Origin of the sequence: Arthrobacter sp. ISL-85, from assembly GCF_018613675.1 — a bacterium.
Classification (GTDB): Bacteria; Actinomycetota; Actinomycetes; order Actinomycetales; family Micrococcaceae; genus Arthrobacter.
In genome coordinates this window covers 283,911-310,246 of record NZ_JAGGPQ010000011.1, presented here as the reverse complement: position 1 = coordinate 310,246, position 26,336 = coordinate 283,911, and the positions used below count along the sequence as shown (strand labels likewise).

At 67.8% G+C, this 26,336-nt stretch carries 21 protein-coding genes and 2 pseudogenes; 5 read left to right on the top strand and 18 right to left on the bottom strand.

The features are described 5' to 3' along the window. Window positions 1–324: 324 nt before the first annotated feature. Genes J7I84_RS09575 through J7I84_RS09555 form a run of 5 tightly spaced genes read right to left on the bottom strand, consistent with a single transcriptional unit; the run spans window position 325 to window position 6,204 of the window. Entirely contained in the window at window positions 325–1,491 is a 1,167-nt protein-coding gene (locus tag J7I84_RS09575) for a cysteine desulfurase family protein (RefSeq protein ID WP_214943862.1), read from the bottom strand. 7 nt (window positions 1,492–1,498) lie between these two features. After that, entirely contained in the window at window positions 1,499–2,416 is a 918-nt protein-coding gene (gene nadC, locus J7I84_RS09570; protein ID WP_214943860.1) for a carboxylating nicotinate-nucleotide diphosphorylase, read from the bottom strand. Further along, window positions 2,409–4,193, bottom strand: a complete 1,785-nt coding sequence (locus J7I84_RS09565; protein WP_214943901.1) for an L-aspartate oxidase — start codon at window positions 4,191–4,193, stop codon at window positions 2,409–2,411. Before J7I84_RS09565 ends, nadC begins: the two co-directional genes overlap by 8 nt. After that, window positions 4,193–5,497, bottom strand: coding sequence for a quinolinate synthase NadA (nadA, locus tag J7I84_RS09560; protein WP_214943858.1), 1,305 nt, complete (start codon window positions 5,495–5,497; stop codon window positions 4,193–4,195). The genes J7I84_RS09565 and nadA overlap by 1 nt, the downstream gene beginning before the upstream one ends. Continuing rightward, window positions 5,494–6,204: an NrtR DNA-binding winged helix domain-containing protein gene (locus J7I84_RS09555; protein WP_214943856.1), complete on the bottom strand. Its 711-nt coding sequence runs from the start codon at window positions 6,202–6,204 to the stop codon at window positions 5,494–5,496. The genes nadA and J7I84_RS09555 overlap by 4 nt, the downstream gene beginning before the upstream one ends. Before the next feature lie 403 nt (window positions 6,205–6,607). Between J7I84_RS09555 and J7I84_RS09550 the strand changes: the two are divergent. Together J7I84_RS09550 and J7I84_RS09545 are read left to right on the top strand one after the other, a co-directional pair. Beyond that, window positions 6,608–7,914: pseudogene (locus J7I84_RS09550) on the top strand (amino acid permease). 81 nt (window positions 7,915–7,995) lie between these two features. Beyond that, window positions 7,996–8,823, top strand: a complete 828-nt coding sequence (locus J7I84_RS09545; protein WP_214943854.1) for an alpha/beta fold hydrolase — start codon at window positions 7,996–7,998, stop codon at window positions 8,821–8,823. A gap of 242 nt (window positions 8,824–9,065) precedes the next feature. On the opposite strand, the gene J7I84_RS09540 is transcribed toward J7I84_RS09545, so the two are convergent. Next, entirely contained in the window at window positions 9,066–10,400 is a 1,335-nt protein-coding gene (locus tag J7I84_RS09540; protein ID WP_214943852.1) for an MFS transporter, read from the bottom strand. A gap of 256 nt (window positions 10,401–10,656) precedes the next feature. On the opposite strand from J7I84_RS09540, the gene J7I84_RS09535 reads away from it, so the two are divergent. After that, complete coding sequence (locus J7I84_RS09535) at window positions 10,657–11,391, top strand: IclR family transcriptional regulator (protein WP_214943850.1); 735 nt, start codon at window positions 10,657–10,659, stop codon at window positions 11,389–11,391. A gap of 38 nt (window positions 11,392–11,429) precedes the next feature. Here J7I84_RS09535 and J7I84_RS09530 read toward each other — a convergent pair. The 4 genes and pseudogenes from J7I84_RS09530 to J7I84_RS09515 all read right to left on the bottom strand — a co-directional run bounded on the left by J7I84_RS09530 (window position 11,430) and on the right by J7I84_RS09515 (window position 18,124). After that, a pseudogene (locus J7I84_RS09530) lies at window positions 11,430–12,627 on the bottom strand (MFS transporter). A 243-nt stretch (window positions 12,628–12,870) separates the two neighbouring features. Next, window positions 12,871–15,960 (bottom strand): AAA family ATPase, encoded by a 3,090-nt coding sequence (locus J7I84_RS09525; RefSeq protein WP_214943848.1) that lies wholly within the window; start codon window positions 15,958–15,960, stop codon window positions 12,871–12,873. Next, window positions 15,957–17,135: an exonuclease SbcCD subunit D gene (locus J7I84_RS09520; RefSeq protein ID WP_214943846.1), complete on the bottom strand. Its 1,179-nt coding sequence runs from the start codon at window positions 17,133–17,135 to the stop codon at window positions 15,957–15,959. Before J7I84_RS09520 ends, J7I84_RS09525 begins: the two co-directional genes overlap by 4 nt. Window positions 17,136–17,191: 56 nt before the next feature. Then, window positions 17,192–18,124, bottom strand: a complete 933-nt coding sequence (locus J7I84_RS09515; protein WP_214943844.1) for an MIP/aquaporin family protein — start codon at window positions 18,122–18,124, stop codon at window positions 17,192–17,194. A gap of 201 nt (window positions 18,125–18,325) precedes the next feature. On the opposite strand from J7I84_RS09515, the gene J7I84_RS09510 reads away from it, so the two are divergent. Then, window positions 18,326–19,411 (top strand): ADP-ribosylglycohydrolase family protein, encoded by a 1,086-nt coding sequence (locus tag J7I84_RS09510; RefSeq protein WP_214943842.1) that lies wholly within the window; start codon window positions 18,326–18,328, stop codon window positions 19,409–19,411. On the opposite strand, the gene J7I84_RS09505 is transcribed toward J7I84_RS09510, so the two are convergent. Then, on the bottom strand, window positions 19,392–19,871 hold the full coding sequence (locus J7I84_RS09505) for a DUF4395 domain-containing protein (protein WP_214943840.1): 480 nt from the start codon (window positions 19,869–19,871) through the stop codon (window positions 19,392–19,394). The two genes, J7I84_RS09510 and J7I84_RS09505, sit on opposite strands and share 20 nt — an antisense overlap. Window positions 19,872–19,952: 81 nt before the next feature. Further along, window positions 19,953–21,017: an exonuclease domain-containing protein gene (locus tag J7I84_RS09500; RefSeq protein ID WP_311381110.1), complete on the bottom strand. Its 1,065-nt coding sequence runs from the start codon at window positions 21,015–21,017 to the stop codon at window positions 19,953–19,955. A gap of 82 nt (window positions 21,018–21,099) precedes the next feature. Between J7I84_RS09500 and J7I84_RS09495 the strand changes: the two genes are divergently transcribed. Next, window positions 21,100–21,894 (top strand): VTT domain-containing protein, encoded by a 795-nt coding sequence (locus J7I84_RS09495; RefSeq protein WP_214943899.1) that lies wholly within the window; start codon window positions 21,100–21,102, stop codon window positions 21,892–21,894. Window positions 21,895–21,981: 87 nt separating this feature from the next. Here the strand turns inward: J7I84_RS09495 and rdgB are convergent, their stop codons facing one another. The 6 genes from rdgB to clpS form a co-directional block, all read right to left on the bottom strand. Then, window positions 21,982–22,635 (bottom strand): RdgB/HAM1 family non-canonical purine NTP pyrophosphatase, encoded by a 654-nt coding sequence (gene rdgB, locus J7I84_RS09490; RefSeq protein WP_214943838.1) that lies wholly within the window; start codon window positions 22,633–22,635, stop codon window positions 21,982–21,984. Next, window positions 22,632–23,390: a ribonuclease PH gene (rph, locus tag J7I84_RS09485; RefSeq protein WP_251046341.1), complete on the bottom strand. Its 759-nt coding sequence runs from the start codon at window positions 23,388–23,390 to the stop codon at window positions 22,632–22,634. The genes rdgB and rph overlap by 4 nt, the downstream gene beginning before the upstream one ends. A gap of 28 nt (window positions 23,391–23,418) precedes the next feature. Next, a complete protein-coding gene (locus J7I84_RS09480) occupies window positions 23,419–24,216 on the bottom strand; it encodes an MBL fold metallo-hydrolase (RefSeq protein WP_214943836.1) in 798 nt (265 codons plus the stop codon). Further along, the gene (murI, locus tag J7I84_RS09475) at window positions 24,213–25,244 is read right to left on the bottom strand and encodes a glutamate racemase (protein ID WP_396020051.1); all 1,032 of its coding nucleotides are present in this window, start codon (window positions 25,242–25,244) and stop codon (window positions 24,213–24,215) included. Before murI ends, J7I84_RS09480 begins: the two co-directional genes overlap by 4 nt. Window positions 25,245–25,349: 105 nt before the next feature. Further along, window positions 25,350–25,916, bottom strand: a complete 567-nt coding sequence (locus J7I84_RS09470) for a DUF2017 domain-containing protein (protein ID WP_214943834.1) — start codon at window positions 25,914–25,916, stop codon at window positions 25,350–25,352. Next, complete coding sequence (gene clpS, locus J7I84_RS09465) at window positions 25,909–26,292, bottom strand: ATP-dependent Clp protease adapter ClpS (protein ID WP_214943832.1); 384 nt, start codon at window positions 26,290–26,292, stop codon at window positions 25,909–25,911. The genes J7I84_RS09470 and clpS overlap by 8 nt, the downstream gene beginning before the upstream one ends. Window positions 26,293–26,336 lie beyond the last annotated feature (44 nt).

The window sequence follows — 26,336 nt, the reverse complement described above, 5'->3', positions numbered from 1 at the left end:
TCACATGTGGCACTACCATTGCACCCCCGCGGCCGCCGTCCAGGGCCAAGGGAGCCGCCCAATGGCAACCCACGGACCCTGTGAAACAGAAGGCCCCGGCCTCTTGCCTTGCCTGGCCCCATCCGGATACAGGGATATCACCGCCGGGATCAGATCCCGCCGCGCCGCCCACAATCCAAACAGCCACGGACTACACCAAAGCCGGCGCTGCGGGACCGCCCGGCGATAATGGACCGATCCCGGACGCGGCCAAAGCCCCGCGCCCCCCACCTCATATCGTCTAGGGCCGACGGGCTGAAGCGCGCCCAGCGGGGGTGCGGATGGTTATCGGCCCTGGCCCGCGCCCAGGTTCCTGACACCGGCGACCGCCGCTTGGACGGCAGCAGCTGCGGTGTCCAGATCCTCCTGGGTTACGGACGCATCAAAACTGAAGCGGACCGCCGTCTGCGCCACTTCGGGGGCAATCCCCAGCGCCGTGAGCACGGGTGACGGTGCATCCGAGCCGGCAGCACACGCTGAGCCGCTGGAGCAGACCACGCCGCGCCGTTCCAGCTCAAGGAGCACGGATTCGCCGCTGGTTCCGGGGAAACAGAAGGATGCCACCGACGGCAGCCGTTCTGCGGGATGGCCGGTGAGGACTGCGTCCGGCACCCCTGCCAGCACCGCTCCGATAAACCGGTCGCGCAGCGCGGCAACCCTTGCTTGCTGCCCCGCCTGCCGTTCCTGCGCAAGAGTGAGGGCAGTGGCCAGCCCAACCGCCCCGGCAACATTTTCCGTTCCCGACCGGCGCCCCCGCTCCTGGCCACCGCCATGGATCACCGGTTCCAGCCGCGTACGGCCCCGGATGAACAGCATGCCGCAGCCTTTGGGTGCCCCCAGCTTGTGCCCCGAGATGCTCATGGCATCCACGCCCAGCGCCCTTGGATCGAGCGGCAGCCAGCCTGCGGCCTGGACGGCGTCGGTGTGGAACGGGATGCCCTGCCCACGGGCCAGCTCAGCCAGTGCTGCGATGGGCTGGATGGTGCCCACCTCGTTGTTGGCGTACATGATGCTCACCAGTGCGGTCTCCGGACGCAGCAGGCCGGCCAGGGCCGCGGGGGTGACACGGCCGGTTGCGTCCACCGGCACCACGTCGACGGCAAAACCGTGGAAGCGCTCCAGGTACCTGGCGGATTCCTCCACGGCAGGGTGTTCGACGGCGCTGATCACCACCCGGTTCAGTTGCGGATTGGCCGCCTGCCTGGCCAGGGCAATGCCCTTGATGGCCAGGTTGTCGGCTTCGGTTCCCCCCGATGTGAACACCACTTCGCCCGCGCGGCAGCCGAGGACCGCCGCCACCGCCGTCCGCGCCCCCGTAAGCGCGGCAGCTGCTGCCTCACCCAGGGTGTGGTGGCTGGAGGGGTTACCGAATCCTCCCGCAAGGTACGGCCACATGGCGTCCAGCACTTCGCGGCGGACGGGGGTGGTGGCGGCGGCGTCGAGGAAGATCATGGCAGCATCACGCGGTGGCCAGGTCCACGTCGAGGCCTAAGTCCAGCGCGGCCACGGTGTGGGTGAGGGCGCCAATCGAGATGACATCCACGCCTGCAGCCGCAATGGCCGCGACGGTACCGGTGTTGACATTCCCGCTTGCTTCCACCCGGGCCCGCCCTGCCACCAGCGCCACCCCTGCCTTCAGGTCTTCGATGCTGAAGTTGTCGAGCATGATGGTGTCCACCCCGGCGGCCAGGACGGGTTCGATCTGGTCCATGCTGTCCACTTCCACTTCAAAGTGGGTGGTGTGCCCCAGCTGGGCCTTGGCCGCCAGCAGGAGCCCGGTGAGCTTTTCCGGGTCCCCGCCGGTCATCACGGCAAGGTGGTTGTCCTTGGCAAGGACGGCGTCGGAGAGGCTGTAGCGGTGGTTCGCTCCGCCGCCGCACCTGACGGCGAAACGTTCCAGGATGCGCAGGCCCGGGGTGGTCTTGCGCGTGTCGGTGATGCGGGCCCGCGTTCCCTCCGTGAGCCACACGAACTCTGCAGTCTTCGTGGCTATGGCAGACATGCGCTGGACCAGGTTGAGCGCCACGCGTTCTGCCAGCAGTACTGAGCGGGCGGTGCCGCTGACCCGCGCCAGGTGGGCGCCGGCGTCGAACGCCTCCCCGTCCGCCACCAGCAGCTCCACCCTGGTGGCGGGGTCCACCAGCTGCATGGCGTCGCGGAAGACGGTGGCACCGCTGAAGACTCCGGCGACGCGGGCGTTGAGCACGGCGCTGGCGCGGGCGCCGGCGGGAATGAGCACCTGCGAGGTGATGTCACCGGAGGGCGCGTCCTCAGCGAAGGCACGTTCCAGGATGTCCCTGACCGGAGCCGGAGGAAGGGTGAGGTCCAGCGCGGGGCGCAGTGCGGCTGCCTGGTCGATCACGGCGGGTTCAGTCATGGAGCAGGCTCGCTTTCGGGCGCGAAGGGTAGGGGTTTTCGGTTTGTACGGTTTCATCAGCGCGATAGTGCGCCCCAAGTGATTCCTGGCGGCGGCGGGCAGCATCCACCAGCAACTGCGCAGCCAAGAGGAGGTTCCGGTCCTCATGCACCGCAGGATCGGCAGGGTCGGCAACAGCAGGAGGACTGACGACGGCGGCCCAGGCGGCAAGGGTGCCGGCCGCCGAAGCCAACAGCTCCCCGGACCGCAGCACCCCGGCATGCGACGTCATCAAAAGCCGAAGGGCCCCCCGCGAGAACGGCTCCCCGGCACCCCCACCCCCGGCGAAGCTGGACGGCCAACTTCCGCCTGGCGCCCCTGACCGACCGGTCGCGCCTTCTAAAGCAGCAGGGACGGCGACGTGCGCACTTGCGTTTCGCGGCAGGGGTGCGGAAGCGTGCGTCAAGCGGAGGCCGCCCGCGGCCGAGGCAGCACGCGGAGCATCGCTGACGCGGGACGCGTCCCAGCCCCGGTCACCGGAGAGGAAAGATTCAACAGCGCGGCGGCCGAAGACCAGTCCCTCGAGGAGGGAGTTGCTGGCCAGCCGGTTTGCCCCTTGGACGCCCGTGCACGCAACTTCCCCGGCGGCGTAGAGGCCGGGGACGCTGGTGCGGGCGGAGAGGTCGGTGGTGATGCCACCCATCCAGTAGTGGGCGGCGGGGGCGACCGGGACCAGTTCGCGCGTCCAGTCGATGCCGGCGTCGAGGGTTTTGCGGGTGAGCGTAGGGAATCTCTGCTGGAGGAAGCCTTTGCCCCGGGCCTGTTCGATGCCCCGGGCGTCGAGGTAGACGTGGCCGTTGGGGTCGCCGAGCTTGGCGAGGTGGAGGGCGATGCTGCGTGAAACCACGTCGCGTGGCGCCAGTTCGGCGTCGGGGTGGTAGGCCTGCATGAAGCGCCGGCCGCCGGAGTCCAGCAGGGTGGCCCCCTCGCCGCGGACCGCTTCCGAGATCAGCAGCGGTCCGTCCAGCCTGGCCGGGTGCGCGGTGGCGGAGCTGACCAGGCAGGTGGGGTGGAACTGGAAAAATTCAAGGTCTGCCACTGCGGCTCCGGCGCGGACGGCGAGCGCCAGTCCGTCGGCGGTGGCAACGGCGGGGTTGGTGGTTTGGGCGAACAGTTGGCCGGCTCCCCCGGTGGCGAGCAGGACGGCATCCACGTCCAGGTTGTGGTGCCGGCCGCCCTGGAGGTACTCAACTCCTGCCACCTGGCCCTCCCTCGTCACTAGGCCGGTGGCCTGGGCGTAGGTGAGGATGGCGAGCTTTCCGTCGTCCCGCCGGGACAGGATGGCCTGGATCAGCGCGCCGGCGACGCGTGCACCCGTGGCGTCTCCTCCTGCGTGGAGGATCCGCGGGGCACTGTGGGCTGCTTCGAGCCCAAGGGCCGGCCCGCCGTCGTGCGTTGCCCCGGCCGTCCGCGCTACGGCGGGCCCTGTGTCGAAGGCGACACCGTAGCGCTGGAGGCCCGTGATGTCCCGCCGTGCTTCGGTGCACATCAGCCGGACCGCGGCCTCGTTGCAGTGTCCGGCTCCTGCGCGGAGGGTGTCGGCGATGTGCGCCGCGACGGTGTCCCCGGGCGCGGGTTCGGCGAGTACGGCGGAGATGCCGCCCTGCGCGTACCAGGTGTTGCTGTGGTCCAACGCGCCTTTGGTCAGCAGCACCACGTCCGCGCCGGCGTCTGTGGCGAGCAGCGCAGCGTAGAGGCCAGCGATGCCGCTTCCGACGACGGCGAGGCGGCGCTTCATCACGGCCTCGCCGCGAGCATGCGCTCGAGCGCTGTCCTGGCGTTGGCCTGCACGCCGTGGTCCACGGTGATGCGGTTGACCACGCGCCCGGCCACCAGTTCCTCCAGCACCCAGGCGAGGTAGCCGGGGTGGATGCGGTACATGGTGGAGCACGGGCAGATGACCGGGTCCAGGCAGAAGATGGTGTGCTGCGGGTACTCGGCGGCCAGCCGGTTCACCATGTTGATCTCGGTGCCGATGGCGAACGTGGTGGGCTCAGTGGCAGCGGCGATGGCTTTTTTGATGAAGTCGGTGGAGCCGGCGCAATCCGCTGCGTCCACCACTTCCATGGGGCACTCCGGATGCACGATGACCTGGACGCCGGGGAAGTCCGTGCGCGCCTTCTCGATCTGGGCGACATTGAAGCGTTTGTGCACCGAGCAGAACCCGTGCCAGAGGATCACGCGGGAGTCCAGGAGCGCTTGCTCGTCATTGCCGCCCAGCTCTTTGCGCGGGTTCCACATCGGCATGTGTTCCAGGGGCACGCCCATGGCCTTTGCAGTGTTGCGGCCCAGGTGCTGGTCGGGAAAGAACAGTACGCGCCGGGCGCGCTGGAAGGCCCACTCCAGGACTGTCTTTGCATTGGAGGAGGTGCAGACGATGCCGCCGTGTTCGCCGCAGAACGCCTTCAGGGCGGCGGAGGAATTCATGTAGGTGACAGGGATGACCGGGAGCAAGCCCTCGGCGTCGGGCTCGGTGCCGAAGATCTCTTCAAGCTGTTCCCAGCACTCTTCAACGGAGTCTGTGTCCGCCATGTCGGCCATGGAGCAGCCGGCGGCCAGGTTGGGCAGGATGACGGCCTGTTCCGGTGTGGACAGGATGTCCGCGGTTTCGGCCATGAAGTGGACGCCGCAGAAGATGATGGCCTCCGCCTCGGGCCTGGTCAGTGCGGCGTTGGCGAGCTGGAAGGAGTCTCCCACAAAGTCGGCGTACTGGATCACCTCGTCGCGCTGGTAGAAGTGGCCCAGAATGACGGCCCGGTCACCCAGGGCGGCCTTGGCGGCATGGATCCGCTCGCGGAGTTCGGCATCGCTGGCCAGCTTGTACTCCTCGGGCAGCTGGCCCTGGCGCGGCGTGCCGGCCGGGGCAGGGTCCGCGCTCGAGGCGCCCGGACCGTAGGCGGGAACGCCTGCGAGCGCCTCGGCCAGATCGTAGTCCCACGGGCCCTTGGCCAGCGCCGGGCTGCAGGTGCTGCGGTCAGCGGTTGCGCCCTTTTCGGCCTGTTCGCGCGTGATCAGCTGGATTGCCGTGTTGACGCTGCTCATGGTGTGCTCCTGTTGTCTGGGTCAAGGCCTGGCCGGCCGGTGTAGCGGTAGAGGCGCGGCGGGCGGTGCTTGCCGCCCTGGAGGTATTCCCCGGTTTCTTCGATTTCCGGGGTGGACTTGAGTTGGCGGCGGAAGTTGGCCGGGTCCAGCTGGCGGTCCAGGACGGCTTCGTAGACTTCGCGGACTTGGGCCAGGGTGAAGTACTCCCCCAGCAGGTGGTAGGCAATGGAGCCGTAGGCGAGCTTGTTGCGCAGGCGCCAGAGGGCGTAGTCAACGATCGCGTTGTGGTCGAAGGCCAGGCTGCCCAGGCGGTCGGCCCGGAACCACCTGACGTTCTCGGATTCATCCGCGAGCGCCGCCTCCGTGGGCTGGACCAGGGCCCAGTAGACAATGGAGACCACGCGCTGGGCGGGCGAGCGGTGCAGGCCGCCGAAAGCATAGAGCTGCTCGAGATAGCTGGGGCTGAGGCCCGTGGTTTCGCGGAGGTTCCGGGACGCGGCGTCCTGAAGGGATTCATCGTGGCTGAGTGGTCCGCCCGGCAAGGCCCACAGCCCCTTGAAGGGCTCCCGGATGCGGCGCACCAGCGGAAGCCACAGGGTGGGTCGGCCCGAGGTCTCGCTCGGCCGGAGTGCGAAGATCACGGTGGAGATGGCCAGCAGCGGCGGTGCGGCCTGCCGCTCGGAAACATTCGCGGAGCTGTAGTACACCCGTTCCACCGCCTTCCGTCACCCTCGACCGCCCTGGGGGCGCGCTCTCCGTAGTTATAGTCATCCTGACCAAAACTAATTCTACGGCCAGCCGTAGTCGAAAAGGAAATGTTTCTGCCGCCCGGCAGGAGCCATAGCCGCCGGGCAGGACAGGGCCCTCCTCCCTCGCTTTTGGGGCCTCCCTCCTCTTTCCGTTTTTTGGGGAGCATCCGGAAGCGGTAAATTCAAGAGGTCCCACAAGGACCCCGGACCCCACGGCCGGACCATCAACCAGCCCCAGAAGGTGCATTGCCCCATGACAACGAAGTCTGGCGGGACCACGTCCGCCGTGCCCGCCACGCCCGCCACGCCCGCCACGAAGACCGCAGCGACCCACAGCATGAAGCCGCGCCAGCTCACCATGATGGGGCTGGGCAGCGCCATCGGCGCCGGGCTGTTCCTGGGATCGGGTGCCGGCGTGCAGGCAGCCGGACCTGCGGTGCTGGTCTCCTACCTCGTGGCCGGAACGCTGATCATCCTGGTGATGTGGGCCCTGGGTGAGATGGCGGCCGCGAACCCCAACAGCGGGGCGTTTTCCGTGTACGCGGAGCGGGCGCTGGGCCGCACGGCAGGGGCCACCATCGGCTGGCTGTGGTGGCTGCAGCTGGTGGTGGTGATCGCAGCCGAGGCCCTGGGCGCCGCCGGGCTGCTGTTCTCCGTCTGGCCGGTGGTGCCTGTTTGGGCACTGGCATTGCTGTTCATGGTGGTTTTTACGGGCATCAACCTGACCGGTGTTCGGAATTTCGGTGAGTTTGAGTTCTGGTTCGCCATCCTCAAGGTGGCCGTCATCGTGCTGTTCCTCGCAGTAGGTGCCGCCCTGCTCCTGGGCCTGCTGCCCGGCGTCGGCTCCCCCGGCGCGGAAAACCTCACGGGAAACTTTGCTCCCCAGGGCCTCGGCGGTGTTGCTGCGGCCCTGTTCGTGGTGATCTTCGCGTTCGGCGGGAGGAAATCGTCTCGGTGGCCGCAGCCGAAACCGAGGATCCCGGGCACAGCGTCGGCAAGGCCATCCGGACGGTGGTGTGGCGGATCCTCGTGTTCTACATCGGCTCCGTCTTCGTCATCGCTGCCATCCTTCCCGCCACGTCCAAGAGCCTGGCGTCGCCCTTCGCCGGCGTGCTGGACGCTGCCAGGATCCCCGGCGCCTCCACCGCCATCACCCTGGTGGCCGTCGTCGCACTCCTCTCGGCGCTGAACGCGAACCTCTACGGCGCCTCCCGCATGGTCTACTCGCTCTCGCAGCGGGGTGAGGCGCCGCGGATCCTGACCCGCCTCAACAACGCCGGCGTCCCCCTGCTCGCCGTGGCAGTATCGGTGGCTTTCGGCTTTATCGCCACAGTCCTGGAGCTGTTGTTCCCGGAACGGATCCTGCCGGCGCTGTTCCAGCTGGTGGGTTCCACATGCCTGGTGGTGTGGGGCAGCGCCCTGGTCTCCCAGCTGATCCTCCGGCGGCGGGCCGACCGGGACGGAACCCCGCTGCCGCTGCGGATGAAGGGCTTCCCCGGCCTGACCATCCTGGGCCTGGTCCTGCTGGGCCTCATCTTCGCCGTCGGCTTCAGCGCGGAGAGCAGCCGTGTGCAGCTGTTCAGCACCTTCACCCTGATCGCCGGCATCGCACTGGCGTGTGCCGCCGGCGCCCGCCTTACCAGCAGGAACCGTGCCGCCAACAGGTAGAGTGGTGCGTACCTTTCCACGGAAGACGCACCGACGCGCCGGGCCCGCCCAGGCGCCGTACCTGATTGAGGAACTGACACCATGAGCGGCAGGCACACCGGACAGCAGCAGGGGCACACCGTTGAAGGGACCGACCCGCAGCTGTACGTGGCGGTCCATGAACCAGCGGATGACGCGGGCCTTCGCCCGGTCCTGTTGCTGCACGGCTTTTCCTCATCCTCCAAGCTCAACTGGGAGGACACCGGCTGGGTTTCGGCCCTGCTTGACGCCGGCCGCCGGGTGATCACCGTCGACCTGCCCGGCCACGGCCGCAGCGGGGCGCCGGAAGACCGCGATTCCTACTCCCCCAGCAGGATCAGGGCGGATTTACTCCAAGGAGCGTTCGACGCCGGCGCGCGCCCCCTGCACGACGGGGACCCTGCCAGCGGGCTGGACGTTGTGGGCTATTCCCTGGGGTCCCGGCTCGCCTGGGAGTTCGCCGCAACCCAGCCGGAGCTGGTGCACAGGCTGGTGCTCGGCGGACCCAACGACTCCGACCCCTTGGCCGCATTCGACCTCAGGGCCGCCCAGGACTACCTGGCGGACGGCACGCCGATCAACGACGAATCCACGGCGCAGCTGCTCAAAATGGCCCTTTTGCTGCCAAGCAACAACATCTTCGCGCTGCTGTCGCTGGTGGAGGCCATCAAGGCTGAACCCTACGACCCCGCTGAAGCAGTCCCCCACGTTCCCATGCTGCTGGTGGTGGGCGACAAGGATGAGCGGGCCCACACCCTGCCCAGGCTTGCCGAACTGGCCCGCAGTGCCGGCTCCATGGCCGAACAGCTGGTCCTCCCGGGCCGGAACCACACCAACGCCATCACCAGCAGGGCCTTCAAGCAAGCCGCCATTTCTTTCCTGGGCGTCTGAGCTGCCGGGATCCCTTGAGCAGCCTGGATTGACTTAGGCGCTGGCCAGTCACTCGGCTTCGATCTGCTGCAGCAGGGCCACGACGCCGGCATCCGGACCGAGGACCATATCCATCGTTCCCGGCCAGTAATAGTTATTCCGGGCGATGGGCAGGACTGCCCTCAGGCACCGGCAGCCCGGACCGTACGGTCCGGGCTGCGATTGGCAACGGGTTCAGCGCCAATTGGAATTGCGGTTGGGCCTCAGTGGTGGCTGCTGACGCCGAGCGGGCGGCCCTTGGTTTCCTTGGCGAGCACCACCCCGACGGCTGAAATGACGCAGAGGACCATGATGTAAATGCCGATCGAACCTGTCCATTTTGTGGATTGCAGCAGGGATTCGGCGATGGTTGCGGCGAAGGCGCCGCCCAGGATTGCACCGAAGGCGTACCCGATGGAAATGCCGGAGTACCTGACGTTCGCAGGGAACATCTCGGCATACATGGCGGACATGGGGCCGTACGACAGGCCCAGGCCAATCGTCAGGACGAACAGGGCAACGCCGTAGAGCACGATGTCCTTGGTGTCGATCAACGCGAACATGGGGATCATCCACGCGAACACGATGGCGTAGCCGATCAGGAAGGTTTTGACGCGGCCAATCCGGTCCGACAACCAACCACCCACCAGCGTGAAGATCAGCCAGCCAAAGGAGGCCAGCGTAGTGGCCAGGAGGATCTGCGGCGTGGGCATCTTCAGGGTCTTGGTGGCGTACGAGATAAAGAATGCAATCAGCAGGTATCCCGCCGCATTGTTGCCGATGAAAATCAGTGTGGAGTACAGGACTGGCATCTTGTGATTCCGGACCAACTCACCCAGGGGCGCCTTGCTTTCCTTCTTCCGCAGGGCCATCTCCTGGAATACGGGGCTCTCAGCCACGGCGCGGCGGATCAGGTATCCCACCACGATCAGGACGATGGACAGCAGGAACGGCACCCGCCAGCCCCAGGCCGCGAAGTCCTCCTTGGACATGCCTGTGTTGAGGAAGAACAGCAGGCCCGTGGCCAGGATCATACCAACGGGCACCCCGATCTGCGGGTAGGCGCCGAACAGGCCGCGCCGATTGATCGGCGCATGCTCCACGGCCATCAGGGCAGCACCGCCCCATTCACCGCCGGCAGAGAAACCTTGGACGATGCGCAGCAGGATGAGGAGAACGGGGGCCCAGGCGCCGATCTGCGCGTAAGTGGGCAGGACGCCGATCAAGGCAGTGGCGGCACCCATCATCACCAGGGTGAAGACCAGCATGGCCTTCCGTCCCAGGCGGTCGCCCAGGTGCCCGGCAATAACGGCGCCAAGGGGGCGGAACAGGAAGCTGATGCCAATGAGGGCAAAGGAGAGGATCTGCGCCAGGCCCGGGTTGGACTCGTTCAGCGGTGCCAGGAACAGCGGTGACAGCAGCGTTGCGGTCAGCTGGGCAAAGATGAAGAAGTCATACCACTCGATGGTGGTGCCGACGAGGGTGCCGGCGAGGACCTTGCGCTCCTCCCGCCGGCTGCTGGGACCGGTGAGTGTATCCACCTTGGAAGGTGTGGTCATTGAAACTCCATTGTTTTGTGGGCAGCAGCGCAGCCCGGACGCCTTCAGGATTACTGACAGAACGGTCAGTTAGTTAGTAGGGTACTACGCGGTTGTGATGCGAGACACGGAACGTGGCAATTTTTGCGACGAACGGTAGAGAGTAAAGAAACAGTTCTATATTTGAACTGCAAGTTCGTATAGAGGACAATACCGGCACGCGGCGGCTGAGACAAGAGTCACGTAGCCGGTGCCCAACCGACCTAGGATGGAACCCATGACTCCTCCAGCAGCCGCAGCCGGTAAGGAAGCGGCGCCGCAGGCTTCGCCATCCCAGACCCTTTCGCGTGGCATCCGCGCCCTCGAGATCATGGCTGCCGCGCCTGGGCCATTGACCATTGCCGAGTTGGCCGATGCCATGGGCGTCCACCGCTCCGTGGCCTATCGAATCCTTCGCACATTGGAGGATCATTCCCTCCTGGTGCGGGACGATGCCGGCCGGGTCCAGCCCGGCCCCGGACTCGCGGTCCTGGCGCGGGGTGTGTCCCGCAACCTGCAGAGCGCCGCCCTGCCGGAGCTTACCCAGCTGGCAAATTCGCTGGACATGACAGCGTTCGTGGCAGTGTGGGACCACCATGACTGCATTACGCTCGTCACGGTCGAGCCAAGGCATTCGGGGGCAACTGTTGCCCAGCACCCCGGCACTCGCCACCCCATTAACGCCGGCGCGCCTGGTATAGCCATCCAGTCCGCCCTTTCGGAAGAGGACTGGGACCGGCTGGCAACGGGAGTCCCCTACCGGCCAGAAGCGGCAGAGGCCCGCAGGAGGGGCTACTCAGCAAGCCATGACGAGGTGATTGCAGGTGTTTCCTCGCTGGCGGCCCCTGTCCGCGTGCCTGGCGGACGTCCGGCCGCACTCGCCGTCGTCTATATCCGTTCCGCCCATGATCCTGATGCCGTGGGGGCTGCCATTGCTGAAAGCGCGGCCAGGATCGAGAGCCAGCTGGTGTAACAGCGCAACGGCGGCGCCGCATGCAGGGCGCCTCCCCTTCAGGCCCGCCGGCGCAGGGCCACGGCGGTTCCCGCACCGAGCAGTGGCAGCGCCGCCCCAGCGCTGACCGGGACGAGGAACGCGGCCGCCGCCCCGTGGAGCTGGGCCAGCTGTCCCCCAACCGAGGACCCGATGGCCGTGCCGGCGACAATCCCGCTGGCCAGCGCGGTCATGACCGTGCCAAGCCGGCCCGCGGGAGCCAGCGTGCCACCCACCGCGAAGACGGTGACCATGACGGGACCCACCGGGAGCCCAAGGACCAGCAGGACTGCCGCCATCCATGGCAGCGACGACGGTACCAGCAGCAGGACCGCCAGCCCTGCCATCAGGACTGCGCAGAACACCCAGCGCAGCCCGAGCCCGACGCGGCGCGGCCAGTATGCCACCGGAGAATGCGGCGGCCGCCGAACTGAGGCCCATGACCGCATACAGCAGCCCGGCGATTTCCGGGCCCGCAAGCCCGGCAGAGAAAGCACTCAACGCAGCCTGGGTGGACCCAAAGAATGTGCCCATGCAGGCCATGGCCAGGACGGGCAGGGCAACGGCCCACGGCAGCTTCGAGGTATTCGCAGCACCCTTGCGCTTTCCGCCTGCCGGACGCCCGCTGGCCGGTACGGCCCGGTGCGTGGGATGCACAGCGAAGGCCGGCACCAGCGAGATGGTCATGGCCGCGGCCAATACCAGCGGAAGCCAGGGCGCCACCAGGCTTGCCAGGATTCCCACCAGGGCCGGTCCGAGGACAAAAGTCACCTCATCGGCCGTGCTCTCGTACGAGAGTGCTGTGTCCAGGTCGCGGGCGGGGCTTTCGGGCGGGGCCTTTGGACTTCCGGCATGTGCCGTCAGCGACATCCACCGGACCCGCGCCAAGGGCCCAACCTGCGGGCAGGTGGCACCGGCCGCGAACGCAACTGCCAGGACAGCGGGCGGAAAATCGCCCGACGCCGCAGTCCCGCTGGCGGCGAGGACCAGGGCCAGCACGGCTAGCGTATTGAGCACCGCGGACAAAAGCAGGACCGGCCGCTGTCCCCTGCTGTCGGCAAGGGACCCCAGCACTGGAGCCCCCAATGCGGAACCAATGCCTGCTGCGCCTGCGGCTGTGCCACCGGCCGCAAACGAGCCAGTGACGGAAGTGACCAGGGTGAGCGTGCCCACGGCCAGCATGGCCAGGGGAAGCCGCGCAAAGAGTCCAAGGGGCATGAAGACCGGGCCGGCCAGTTGGGCAAGGCGCGAAAAGCGTCCCGTTGCTGGCGCTTCCGTGGAGTCCGGGCCGGGGCTTTCCTGGCCTGGAACGGCCTGGGCAGGGGTGGTGCCGATAGCTGAAGGGGTGGTTTGTGGTGTCACTTTGGGGCTCGCTCAGTAAATGCGCATCGTCCCTCCTCCCGATGCGCGCAACCCGGTAACGCGGTCCAGTATATCGGCCGGATCAAAGGATTGCCCCGGTCAGACGAGGGCATCCAGGCTTTCGGAGATCCGCAGCGTGGAGCCGTTCCGGTTCTTAACCACCTGCAACTGGGTACCAATCCGCTGCTTCATTTCGGCAACATGGCTGACCAGCCCCACTACCCTCCCGCCGTCCCGGAGTCCTTCAAGGGCATCCATGACCTGCTCCAGCGATTGGTCGTCCAGGCTGCCGAAGCCCTCGTCAACGAACAGGGTCTCGATTTCCACCCCTCCGGATTCCTGCTGAACCACATCCGCAAGCCCCAGAGCCAGTGAGAGCGAAGCCATGAAGGACTCACCCCCCGATAGGGTGGAGGTGTCCCGGCGGAAGCCCGTCCACTGATCCACCACTTCCAGGCCCAGCCCCGACTTTGCACCGCGGGCCGCCTTGGCGTCGGTGTGCTGGAGCAGGTACCGGCCATCGCTCATGGCCACCAGGCGCTCGGAAGCAGCAAGGGCCACCTGTTCCAGCCGCGCGGCCAGGACATAGCTGGTCAGGCTCATCCGGTACGTGTTCTCACCCCGGCCTGCTGCGGCGTCGGCCAGGCCGGCAAGCATCTGCGCCCGTTCCGCGGGCTCGCGCGAGGAGCAGGCCAGCGCTTCGTGTTCGGCGGCTATGGACTTCAAGGATGCAAGGCAGCGGACTGCCATGCCGGCAGCCAGATCGGCCTCCCGCGCCTCATTCCGGGCCTCCTCCGCGTCCAGCCGCAGGGCTGCCAGCCGTTGTTCGTCCGCCTGGAAGCCGCCGGCGGCTTCCTCCAGGGCGAGCACGATGTCTTCCGACTCGAACAGCCCAGCCACGCGGGCCGCTTCATCCTGGGCGGCACGGATGGTGGCCTCAAGGGCGGCGAGTTCAGGGGCGCCAAGGAGCTGGCTGCGGACATCGTCCGCCGTGGCGAAGCCGGCACCGGGCAGGGACCGTTCCAGGTGTTCCTGCGTTTCGGCGGCCTGCAGCCGCGCACCGTCAAGCCGCGCCTGGGCTTCGACGGCTTTAGCCAGGACCGCTACCGCCTCATCAAGTGCGCGCAGCCGGCGGTCAAGGCTGCGGTGGCCGCCCCGCAGCCCGGCAAGCGCCGCATCCAGGGAAGAAGCCTGTTCGCCGAGGTCGGCGAGGGACGCGGTGGCTTGGGACAGCTCAGCCTCCGTTTCGGACAGCGTGGCCCGGGCCTCGGTGAGGCCGGCGTCCAGGGCTTCCAGCCTCTGCCGCCTGTCCTGCAGCTCCTCCACCGCCTGCTCGGCATCCAGTGCCGCGGCGAGTGCATCATCCGCGCCGGAGCGCGCGTCCTTCACGGGTATGGCCCCGCCCTGACCGGCAAGGACGGCCACCGCCTGCTCCGCCTCGGCAAGGTCAGCGGCCGCCAGGGCGTGGGCTGCTTCAGCGGCCTCATACACGCCGTGGGCCCGTTCTTCATCCTGCGCCAGCGCCGGGCCTCCGCTGCCCGCATCCGCTGGGCCGGGATGCTGTCCGCTTCCACAGACGGGGCAGGGCTCGCCGTCAACCAGCCCGGCGGCGAGTTCCGATGCAGCATTGGCGAGCCGTTCCTCCCGCAGGTCCAGCCAGCGGCTTTTGGCCTCCAACAGGTTCTCCCGCGAGTCTTCATGGCGGTTCCTGGCCGAGTCCCTGCGTTGGACGGCCGCGCCGTACCGCCGGACCACGTCCAGCAGTTCCGCGGCAGCGGCAGCCTCCTTGCGCCGCAGTGCGGCTTCCGCGGAACGGGCCTCCAGCTGGTCCATGCCGTCGGCCAGCTGCTCACGTTCCGCCACCAGGTGCGCGGCGCGCCGGCCCAAGGTCTCTACGGCAAGCTCCAGCTCGCCCAGCCTGCCGGCCAGGCCATGCTGCCTCTTCCGCAGGTCCTGGAGCCTGTCCTCGTCAGGCAGCCGCGCCTCGACGACGGCCAGCAGCGAACGCAACCGGTCCAGTTCCTGCGGCGCCCCCTGCACGCTCCCCCAGGCCTCCCCGGCCATTCCGGGAATGGCGGCAGTTGCGGCCCCTTCCGTTCCAAGGCCGAGCTGGGCCAGTTCGTTGCCATCTGCGGCAGCCAGGCGGAGCAACGTCATGGCGGATTCGGCGGCAGCGGCGGCGCCGTGGACTTTAGCGGCTGCAGCGTCCACGGCCTGCAGTTGCCCTTGGAGAACCTCCGCCTGGCGGTGCCTCTCAAGCCGGGAGCGGAGTTCCTGCTGCCGTGCGGTCCCTTCCTCGACAGCCTTTTGCCGTGCGGCGGCGGCTTCGAGTTTCCGGTGCCGTTCATGGCGCGCAGCCTCGCGTTCAGCCTCTGCGCGGCGGTCCTGATTGACAGCCTCGGCGGCGGTGGCCTGGTCCGTGAGTTCTGCCAGGCGCATGGCGGCAGAAGACTGCAGCCAGCCAAGGCGGCGGGGAATGTCGTCCACCGGCGGGGCCCCGGCGTCCGGAAGCTGCAACGGGGCCGCTTCGGTTTCGGCGCGCGCGGCAAGGAGGCCGAGTTGCCCGGACAGGACCGCCACGTCCTCCCGTGCGGCAGCCGCCTGGCGCGACAGTTCCTGTTCCAGTGCTTCAAACCTCTGGGTGCCGAAGAGCTTCTGCAAAAGGTCCAGCCGGTCAGCAGCCTTGGAGCGCAGGAAAGCAGCGAAATCACCCTGCGGCAGCATCACCACCCGGGTGAACTGTTCACGGTCCATTCCCAGCAGTGCCATGATTTCCGCGCCCGCTTCATCATTGCGCGCGGACTTCTCCACCCAGGCCCCGCCCACCCGTTCGCGAAGCAGCGTTTTGGCCTGCTGGACCGTGAAACCGTTCTTCCCGCGGGCGCTTGGCTTGTCCCACGCCGGGGAGCGGGTCACTTCGAAGCGGCGGCCCTGCGCGGAAAACTCACATGTGACGGCTGGTTCCTGCCCGGGCTCGGCATGGTCGCTGCGCAGCCGCTTGCCGTCCTGCCGCGCGCCCGGGACGGAGCCGTAGAGGGCAAAGCAGATGGCATCCAGCACGCTTGTCTTGCCGGCACCGGTGGGCCCGTTCAGCAGGAACAGGCCGTGTGCGCTGAGGCGGTCAAAGTCGATGTCCTCGGTTCCAGCGAAGGGCCCGAACGCTGAAATGCGCAGATGGTGGATCCTCACCGGGACGCCTCCAGAAGCCGTACGTTTTCCAGGGCGGCGGCGAGCGCGGTTCTTTCCGCCTGGTTGGCGCTCCGGCCCCGCACATGGTCCAGGAACCCGCAGCACACCGCCAGGTCATCCGGCGCGCCCGCGAGCCTGCTGCTGTAGCTGGCCTCTGTGGCGGCAGCGGCACCCTGCGGATCGAACGCCAGGACCAGCGTGTCCGGGAACCTGGCGCGCAGCCGTTCCATGGCACGGGAGGGACGCTCGGCATCGGTCAGGGTGATCTGGCAATATGCGGCCTCCGCCCAGGCATAGCCTGGATCCACCAGGAGATCGTCCAGCGGTCCGCGGAGTACGGCCAGGGTACGCGGGGCCTCCCAGGGGACTTCCTCCACCGACACGACACCCTCTAGGCCGATGTCCACGAGCCAGGCGCCCTTCTGGTGGGTGGACTCGGAGAAGGAGTAGGCCAGGGGCGAACCCGAATAACGCACCGAATCGGAAAGCTTCTGCCGCCCGTGCAGGTGGCCCAGCGCGGTGTAGCTGAAACCGTCGAACAGGTCCAGCGGAACAGCTCCCACGCCGCCGATGCTGAGGTCCCGCTCGCTGTCCGAACTGATGCCACCGCTGGCGAAGGTATGTGCCAGGACCACCGAATGGACGGTGGCGGAGGCGGCGCGCCGGGCGATGTCCGCCCGGACCAGGCTGGTCGCCGCGCGGGTGACCTCGAAGTGGCTTGCCGTTTCCACGCCCAACTGTTCGGCGACCATTCTCGGCTCAAGCCATGGGATGCCGTAGAGCGCCAGGGTGGCTTCCTTCCCGGCAGCATCCGTTCCCAGCGGCAGCAGCAGCGGCTGGTCGAGGTCCTCCACCCTGGTGCGCAGGTGCACCCCCCCGCGTTCCAGCAGGCGGGACGCGAAACCCAGCCGGATGGCGGAATCGTGGTTGCCGCTGGTGAGGACCACTTTTGCCCCTGCGGCAGTGAGCCGGACCAGCGCGTCATCAAGCAGGTGGACCACGTCCACGCCCGGAAGCGCCCGGTCATAGACATCACCCGCGATCAGGACAACGTCTACGTTGTCCCGTTCAACCGCCGCCACCAACTGGTCAACGAAAGCCCGCTGGGCGTCCAGCATGCCGACGCCGTGGAAGGAACGGCCCAGGTGCCAGTCCGAGGTATGAAGTAACCGCATATTCCTAAGCTATCGGCAGCCACTGACAGTGAAGAAAACGCCGCGGCAAACGGGCGTCAGGACCTTTTTCCGTCAAAGAACTCCTGGGCCTCGCTGACGCCGGCCTGCTCCTGGCGGGCAGCCGCAACGGCGTCCTCATTCACGGAGGAAGCGTCGACGGCGGCAGCGCCGACGTCGTCCTCGTCATCATCGTCGTCACCCTCGCCAGTCTCGGCGTCCACGACGGGCGCCGGGGACCCACCCACCGCTGCGATCCGGAATACCAGCCCTGCGATGGCAGCGCCGGCCAGCGGCGCCACCAGGAAGACCCACAGCTGCTCCACTGCCCAGCCGGAGCTGAAAACGGCGGAAGCGACGGCACGGGCCGGGTTGAACGGCAGGTTCCCCACCGACTGTCCTACCTGCAGCAGGGCGGCAAAGGACAAGCCGACGGCGACGGGCGCCACCGTGCGGCTGCTGCTGTCACGGCCCGCGGCACCCAGGAAGACCGCCACGATGATGGCGGCGCCCAGCAGTTCCAGGAGGACGACGGCGGCGAGCGGAGCCTGGATGATGGAGTGCCCACCGAAGCCCGCGGCCACGGTATCGAAGGCGGTGCGGCTGTCCGGAATGCTGGGCAGGGTGCGCAGGATTCCGAACAGGGCCAGGGCGCCCACCAGGGCCCCGACGATCTGGGCGGCGGCGTAGGCGGCTGCCGCGCCGGCGCGGATCCGTCCGGCCAGGAGATGCCCCAGGGTGATGGCCGGGTTGAAGTGGCCGCCGGAGATATGCCCGAAAGCCAGCATGGCCGCGGTGATGGCCAGGCCGGCGGCCAGGGCGGAGGGGACCGGGCTGGACTGCGGGATGCTGAACAGCGGCACGCCCAAACCGGCCACCGCCAGGAAGAGGCTGCCAAAGGCCTCGGCAACCAGGCGGGGCAGCAGGCCGGTGTGCGCTGCAGCGGTGCCGCCGGGCTGCAGTGCGTCGCGGGCTGGGACAGGGGTGCTCATGGTGGGACCTTTGTTTGTGGGAGTCTGGGGTTCCGGCTGCTGTTCACGGTTCAGGCACTGCGGACGGCCAGGGGCTGGCGCCGGGCAACCCGAGCAGTATTCCAGCCCAGGCTGTGTGTTTGCTGGACAGCAGCTGTCCGCGCTGCTGCAGCACCATGGTGCAGGGCGCCCGGTGCGGGTTCCGGACGGTAAATTTACTCCATGAGCTCTGACCTCGGTATCCCCGCGCCCACCCTCAAGTCCCGCATCCACGGTTCCCTGCTGGGCGGGGCGCTGGGAGATGCCCTGGGCTATGCCGTAGAATCCGATTCCATCGCGGACATCCGGCAGCGCTTCGGAGGACGGGGCCTGACCGGGTTTGAGGACCTGTCCGGCCCCTGCCACTTTTCCGATGACACCCAACTCACCCTGTACACCGTGGACGGGCTGGTGGAGGCGCTGGAGTGGGCCAACTCCGGCGTGGGCGCGGACGTGAACGCGTGCCTGTGGCTGGCCTACCTGCGCTGGCTGGCGACGCAGGGTGAGGACGCCGGGCCGTCCGCACCGGCACCCCAGCCGCGCTGGATCGACGGCAATGAAGCGCTCAGGCAGCGCAGGCATCCCGAAAAAGACTGCATTACCGGGCTCGCCACCGGCGAGATGGGCACCGCCGTGCGCCCGGTGAACCCCGGGGCCAACGGTGCAGGCACCGTGATGCGTTCGGCACCGTTTGGGCTGGTTCCGCACATCACGCCCGACGCCGTCTACAAGCTAAGTGCCGACGCCGCCGCACTGACGCACGGACACCCTGCTGCACGGCAGAGTGCCGGGATCTTCAGCCTCCTGATCCACCGCCTGGTATCCGGCGAGGGGCTGCGGGACGCCGCTGCCGGCGTCACTGCGCACGCGGCCACCCTTGTGAATGTGGCCCCGGAACTGCCGGAACACCTTGAAGCCGCCCTCCGGCTTGCGGAAAAGGCACGTGTGGGACCCGAGGAACTGCTCCAGGTGCTGGGCGGAGGCCGGACAGCGGAGGAAGCACTCGCCGTCGCACTTTATGCCGTCACCGCCACTGTCCCGGCCCACGGAGCGGGCGCGCAGCCCGTTGCGCATTTCCGGGACGCCATGGCGGTGGCCGTAAACCACAGCGGCGCCAGCGACACCGCGGGCTCCCTGGCGGGAAACATACTGGGGGCTTTGTACGGCGAGGACTGCCTCCCCGCCGAGTGGCTCGGGGCGCTGGAAGCGCCGGAGGTAATCCGCGGCATGGCCGATCAGTTGGTGAAGGTTACGACCGGCGAAGGCTGATGTTGTTGCAGGCCTCGCAGACGTCCTCGGGGATCACCCCGCGGCGCTGCAGGAACCCGAAGATCGTGCATCCCAGGCAGAACCCGGCGAAGGCCTCCAGCGATGCAGCAATCACCAGGACGCCCAGCAGCGCCCAGGCGGCCGGCGCCACGCCCGCGGCGAACAGGAGCAGGGCAGCGGTGGATACTGCCGCGCCGATTCCCTGGGCAAAGCGCTTCGGTGGCCCGGCGACCAGCCTCACCTTTCCCAGCCGCGGGGTGATCACCTTCACTGAGAGCAGCGCCAAGGGTGAAATGCGGGGGCCGAAGAGGAGCCGCAGCCAGAATCCGACGGCGATGGCCACCAGCCCCCACCCGGAATTTGCCACCGCGGTGACGACGGCGAGCAGCACCACGAGCCCTGCGGTGACACGCGCGGCGTACTCGTTGACGGGATTGGGGAAAGCGAACAGGGAGGCCATGACGCTAGGGTAGGAGTCATCGGCAGGAGCGGCCAAGCTATGTTGCGCCGCATGACCGCGTGCCGCCTCCCGCCTGCCGGGTCAGGCGCTGATGGCAGGTTCGCGGGCGCCGGTCCAGGCTTCCCCTGCACTCCCGAACGGTCCCTGGGCGGCGTCCCCGCCGCCCACCATCTGCAGGAACTCGCCCTCGGACAGTACCTCGATGGCCTGTCCCCGCTCGTGGAGTTCCAGGACGCGGCGTGCCTTGCCGGTGAGCCTGCCGGACCGCAGGTCCGAGGCAACGAACCCGTCCCCCACCACCAGCACCGTGGTCCGCGCGGTGACCCGGCTCTCGGTCCGCGCCCCGCACCGGGCCGAACGCAGTTTGGCTTCCGGACGGTTGATGGAGAGCTGCCCGGTGAACACCACGGTCTGCGCATACAACGGGTGACCTGGCTCAGCGTCCAGGTTGGGTTCCGGGTTCGCCCCTTCCTCGGGCCAGCCGGACTGGAACCGGTGGACCAGGGCGGCCCCGTTGCCGGAACCGCCTGCCATGGCGGCGAGGCTGGGCTTGGACAGTTCCCCTGCGGCCGGATCGAAGGCGTGCTGCCGCGGCATGTCCAGGCCCAGGGACAAGTAGAGTTCGGCAATGCTGTTGGCACCGTTGCGTGCGGCGATATCGATGAGGATGCCGGCGCAGGCACGGGCATCCTCTGCGGCGTCGTGGTGGTTGACCAGCGGCACGCCCGCTTCCTCGGCGGCAAATGGAAGGGAATTGGAGACGAGCGAGTAGCAGCGACGTGACAGCATGACCGTGCAGACATAGTCGTAGGCGGGCCCGGGCAGGCCGGATACCTCCAGCGCCGAACGGATCACGCCGAGGTCGAAGGCAGCGTTGTGGGCGGCCAGTACGTCGTCGCCAATGAATGCGCCGATTTCCGGGAACAGCTCGCCGAAGCGGGGCGTGCCGGCCACGTCCGCGGCAGTGATGCCGTGGATTCTCACGTTGTTGTGGTCAAAGAAGTCGTATCCGTGCGGCGGACGCATCAGCCAGGAGGCCTCTGCGACGATCCTCCCGCCCCTTACCTTGGTCAGCCCCACTGAGCACGGGGAGCCCCGGAAGCCGTTGGCCGTTTCGAAGTCGATCGCCGTAAAGTCCAAACCCACGGCCCCTACCCTACCGCCGCCGGCGTCCCAACCCGGGAAGCACAGGCCGGTCAAGTACCCTTGAGGGGTGAACTTTCCTGTGATGAATGACCTCGCTGTGTCCATGCTGGGCGGTGCGGGACCGGTCCAGCCGAGAATGGCTTCCTTCCTGCCCGACTGGCTGAACCCCCAGGTCTTCCTGGCCGATCCCGCGCTGGCCCCCTGGGTGGTCCTGCTGGTGTGCGGCATCATCTTCGCCGAGACCGGCCTGCTCATGGGGTTCTTCCTGCCGGGAGACTCCATGCTGTTCACCGCGGGCCTGCTGGTGGCCACGGGCACCATCAAGTTCAACATCTTCGCGTTCGCCGCGTTGATCTTGGTGTCCGCGATCATTGGCAACCAGGCCGGCTACCTGATCGGATCCAAGGCCGGCCCCGCCATCTTCAACAGGCCCAACTCCAAACTGTTCAAGCGCGAAAATGTCGAGAGCGCCCACGCATTCTTCGAAAAGCACGGCGGCAAGGCACTGATCCTGGCCCGCTTCGTGCCCATCATCCGTACCTTCGTGCCCGTGATCGTCGGCGTGGCGCAAATGAGCAAGCGAAAGTTCTTCATCTACAACGTCATCGGCGCGGCGCTATGGGGCGGCGGCGTCACGCTCCTCGGGTACCTGCTGGGCGATACGGTGCCCTGGGTCCGCGACAACCTTGACATTATCTTCATCGTCATCGTGCTGGTCTCGGTGGTCCCCATCGGCATCGAGCTCCTGCGCGGGCTGTCTGCCAGGCGCCAGGCGGCGGCCTACGGCACCGATGCCGTTGACGAGTTCATCGAGGAACACGAACCGGAAGAGGAGCAGGACACTCCCCGCAACATCCACCGCGGCCGCCCGGAGTAGCAGCCCTCCACCTGCTCCCGGATTGCCAAAAAGGTGCGCACCCCCGCCCGGGTGCGCACCTTTTTTGCGGGTTTTCCCGGCCGCCGCTTACGCCGGGCCGGCCGCTTCGAGTGCCGCCACGATGGACGGCAGCAGCGCCCGGAAAGCCTTGCCGCGGTGGCTGATGGCGTTCTTTTCCGCGGCGGACAGCTCGGCGCAGCTGCGGTCCTCGCCCGCGGGCTGCAGTACGGGATCGTAGCCAAACCCGCCGGCGCCGCGCGGTTCACGGAGCAGGATCCCCTCCAGCTGCCCGTACTCCACTACATCGCGCCCGGGGCCCTCCGCGTCCGCGGGCATGGCCAGGGCGGCTGCGCACACAAACGCGGCACCGCGGTGCTCGTCGGGAACATCGGACAGCTGGTTCAGCAGGAGTTCCAGGTTGGCGGCATCGTCACCGTGCCGCCCCGCCCAGCGGGCGGAGAAGATGCCCGGGGCCCCGCCCATGACGTCCACGGCCAGGCCGGAGTCGTCGGCGATGGCCACCAGGCCGGTGGCCCCGGCCACCGCACGCGCCTTCAGCAGGGAGTTCTCGGCGAACGTCACGCCGGTCTCGACGACGTCCGGCGCACCCGCCGCAGCGGCGTCCACCACCTGGGTGTCGACGTCGAGCCCCGGCACCTGTCCGCGCAGCAACTCACGGAGTTCGCTGAGTTTGCCTTTGTTGTGGGTGGCCAGCACCAGCCGGGGAGCCACACCGGTCACAGGGTATCCGCCAGTGTCTCCCGCTGGATAGCAGCCAGCTGGGCAGTGCCCAGCAGCGCCAGGTCCAGGAGCTGGTTCAGCTCATCCCGGTCGAAGGGCGCACCCTCTGCGGTTCCCTGCACCTCCACGAACTTGCCGGATCCGGTGACCACCACGTTCATGTCGGTCTCCGCCCGGACGTCCTCCACGTAGGGCAGGTCAAGCATGGGCACGCCGTCAATGATTCCCACGGACACTGCCGCTATGGTGTCGATGAGCGGCTGGGCGTTCCTGGCGATGAGCTTGGTATCGCGGGCAAACCGGATGGCGTCGGCCAGGGCCACGTAGGCGCCGGTGATGGCCGCGGTCCGGGTGCCGCCATCGGCCTGAAGGACGTCGCAGTCCAGCACGATGGTGTTCTCGCCCAGGGCCTTGGTGTCGATGATGGAGCGCAGCGAACGCCCGATCAGGCGGGAGATCTCGTGCGTGCGGCCGCCGATCTTTCCCTTGACGGATTCCCGGTCCGAGCGCGTGTTGGTGGCGCGCGGCAGCATGGCGTATTCGGCGGTGACCCAGCCGCGGCCCTCGCCCTTGAGCCAGCGCGGGACACCGGCGGTCAGGGATGCCGTGCACAGCACCCTGGTGTTGCCGAACTCGATCAGCGCGGAACCCTCAGCCTGGTTGGACCATCCGCGGGTGATGCTGATGGGCCGGAGCTGGTCGGGGGCACGGCCGTCGGCGCGCACAATGGGCACTGCTGTTGCTTCAGATGTCATGCCTTTAGCTTATCGAGTGCCGGCGGGGCTAGATGGTGTAGTGCACTCCGGCCACGGCAACCGCCACGTCACCGGGAAACACGGGGCGGGCTTCGGCCATCACGGTGGTCTGGGACGTCCACACCGGGATGTGAGTCAGCAGGAGCCGCCGTGCGCCGGCAGCCGCTGCGGCCTCCCCGGCCCGCTTGCCCGTCAGGTGCACGTCATTGATGCCGTCGTCACGGCCCTCTTCAAAGGCTGCCTCGCACAGGAACAGGTCGGCGTCCTTGGCGGCTTCCTCAAGTCCGGCGCAGGAATCGGTGTCCCCGGAGTAGGTCAGGACCCGGGAGACCGCAGTGCCGTCCTTGCCGGGTTCCACCACCTCCACCCGCAGGGCATAGGCCTCCTCCACGGGATGGTTCACAGCGAACGGGGTGACGGTGAAAGGCCCTACGGTTACCGGTTCGCGTTCGGCCCAGTTGGTGAAGTCGAACTCTTCGTGCATTCCAGGGTCCAGGTCCAGCCCGTAGGCGGTGGCCATCCGGTCTGCCGTGGCGGCCGGTCCCCACACAGGAATCCGGCCGCGGCCCCAGCCTCCCGGCTTCCAGCGGATGGCAACGTGCAGCCCGCACAGGTCCATGCAGTGGTCCGGGTGCAAATGGGTGAGGAAAATCGCGTCGATGTCCTCCAAATCCGTGTACCGCTGGATGGCTCCCAGGGCGCCGCTGCCAAGGTCCATCACCACCTTCCACGTCCGTTCACCGTCGGTGGCGGTCAGGAGATAGCACGACGCCGGGGAGCCGGGCCCGGGGAAGGAGCCGGTGCATCCCACGATGGTCAGCTTCACAGGGCAGGCCCCCCGCTCCGGCGCGCCCGGGCGAGCCCCCCGCCAACGAAGTTGGAGATACGGGGACGGTTGCGTGCGCTTTGTGCGGCGGCGATCATCTCAGGGGTAATCCGGGCCAGGCTGCCCGTCGGGTACTGCGCGGCCACATGGTCCACGTGCCGGACGGACAGTACTTCCGGGCCCAGGAACCGCCGGGCGAGCGCCTCGAACTGCCCGGCGTCACCGGTGGCCACGAAGTGGTGTTCGGGCGGAGCCTCCGAGGTGCGCTGCAGGTTGTGGGTGGCCAGGGCACGGTAGACGTCCTTTGCGGTCTCCTCCGCGCTGGAGACCAGGGTGACGTCCGCGCCCATGACGTAGGAGATGACTCCCGTCAGCAGAGGGTAGTGGGTGCAGCCCAGGACCACGGTGTCCACACCGGCCGCCTTCAGCGGCGCCAGGTATTCCTCCGCGACGGCGAGAAGGGCCGGACCCGTGGTGATCCCGGCCTCCACGTAGCTGACGAACTCCGGACACGCAACGGAGGTGATGTCCAGGTCGGGCGCGGCGGCGAAAGTATCCTCGTAGGCGCGGGACCCGACCGTTGCAGAGGTACCGATCACACCCACTTTTCCGCTGCGGGTGGCGGCAACGGCGCGCCGGACCGCAGGCTGGATCACCTCGATGACCGGGATGCCGTACTTGGCGGTGTACCGCTCACGGGCGTCCCGCAGGACAGCGGCCGACGCCGAGTTGCAGGCGATGGTGAGCAGCTTGACGCCGGAGTCCACGAGTTCGTCCATCACCCCCAGTGCGTTCGCGCGCACCTCCGCGATGGGGAGCGGCCCGTATGGCCCGTGGGCGGTGTCCCCCACGTAGAGGATCGACTCATTGGGAAGCTGGTCAATGATGGAGCGGGCCACGGTGAGTCCGCCGACACCGGAATCGAAGACGCCGATCGGACGGGATTCCGGAGCAGCGGCCGGAAGCCCGTCTTCGTCGGCCGCAGGTTGCATTTCCGCCGGTGGTTCCATGCTCGGGGCTGTTGTCATGATTATTCGAGGATAGGTGTTCCCGGATGCGTCAGCCATCATCTTGTGTCCGGTAACTCATGTCTGCTGTGTCACAGCGGACGGCCTCCCCCAGGCCGCCGTGGCTCACCGTCGGGATTCCATGGACTGCAGCATGGCCTGGACCAGGGACTCCTGCAGCCAGGTGGTGAAGTTGTAGACGAGTGCCAGGTAGCTCTCCACATCCTCGGCCTGGGACCAGTCCTGCATGCGGTGGACGTGTTCGGCGTCGGCCTCGTCCCGGATGTCCAGCCGCTCTGCCAGGACCAGCCGCACATCGTTCAATGCCATGGACCAGTGCCGGGCCCCTTCGGGCGTCAGCACGATCTCGTCCTTGTCCAGGTCCAGTGCAGCCGCGCGCAGGGCACCGATTTTTGTTTCCCGCAGTGAACGCTCGGTGAGCTGGCGGAACTCAAGGGACGCGGCGCCGTCGTCCTTCACCACATTGGGCAGCAGCCGCTTGACCGCACGGTCCGTGGGTTCGGCCACGTCCATATCCAGGCCAATGAGGGCTGCCAGCGGGTCCTGCCCCGTACGGTCCTCGGGCTGGAGCATGGAGATGACATCGTCGATGAGGCTGCGGAGCAGTTCCCGTTCAGCGGGTTCCAGGAAGCCGGTGATGCCTTTGAGTCCGTATTTAAATGCCTTAGCCACGCTTCCCCTTACCCTGGCCGGGGCCGCCGGACTTGCCGGAATTACCGCCGGTTCCGCCGCTGGCCTTTTCCACGGTGGCCCACAGGCCGAATCCGTGCATGGCCACGGCATGGCGCTCCACCTGCTCCTTGCTGCCGGCGGCAACGATGGAGCGGCCCTTCTTGTGGACCTCCATCATCAGCTTGTTCGCCTTGGTCTCCGAGTAGCCGAAGTAGCTTTGGAAGACATAGCTGACGTAGCTCATCAGGTTGACGGGATCGTTCCAGATCACCAGGTTCCAGGGGATGTCCGGCGCGGTCAGGGAGTCGGTGGACTCTGCTGTGCCGGTCCGGATGCCCTCCTGTGTGTCAGGGCCGGGCGCAACGCTTATGGTCATCTGTCCATTCTATGGGGAGGGCCCCGCGGCGAAGCGCAGCGAGA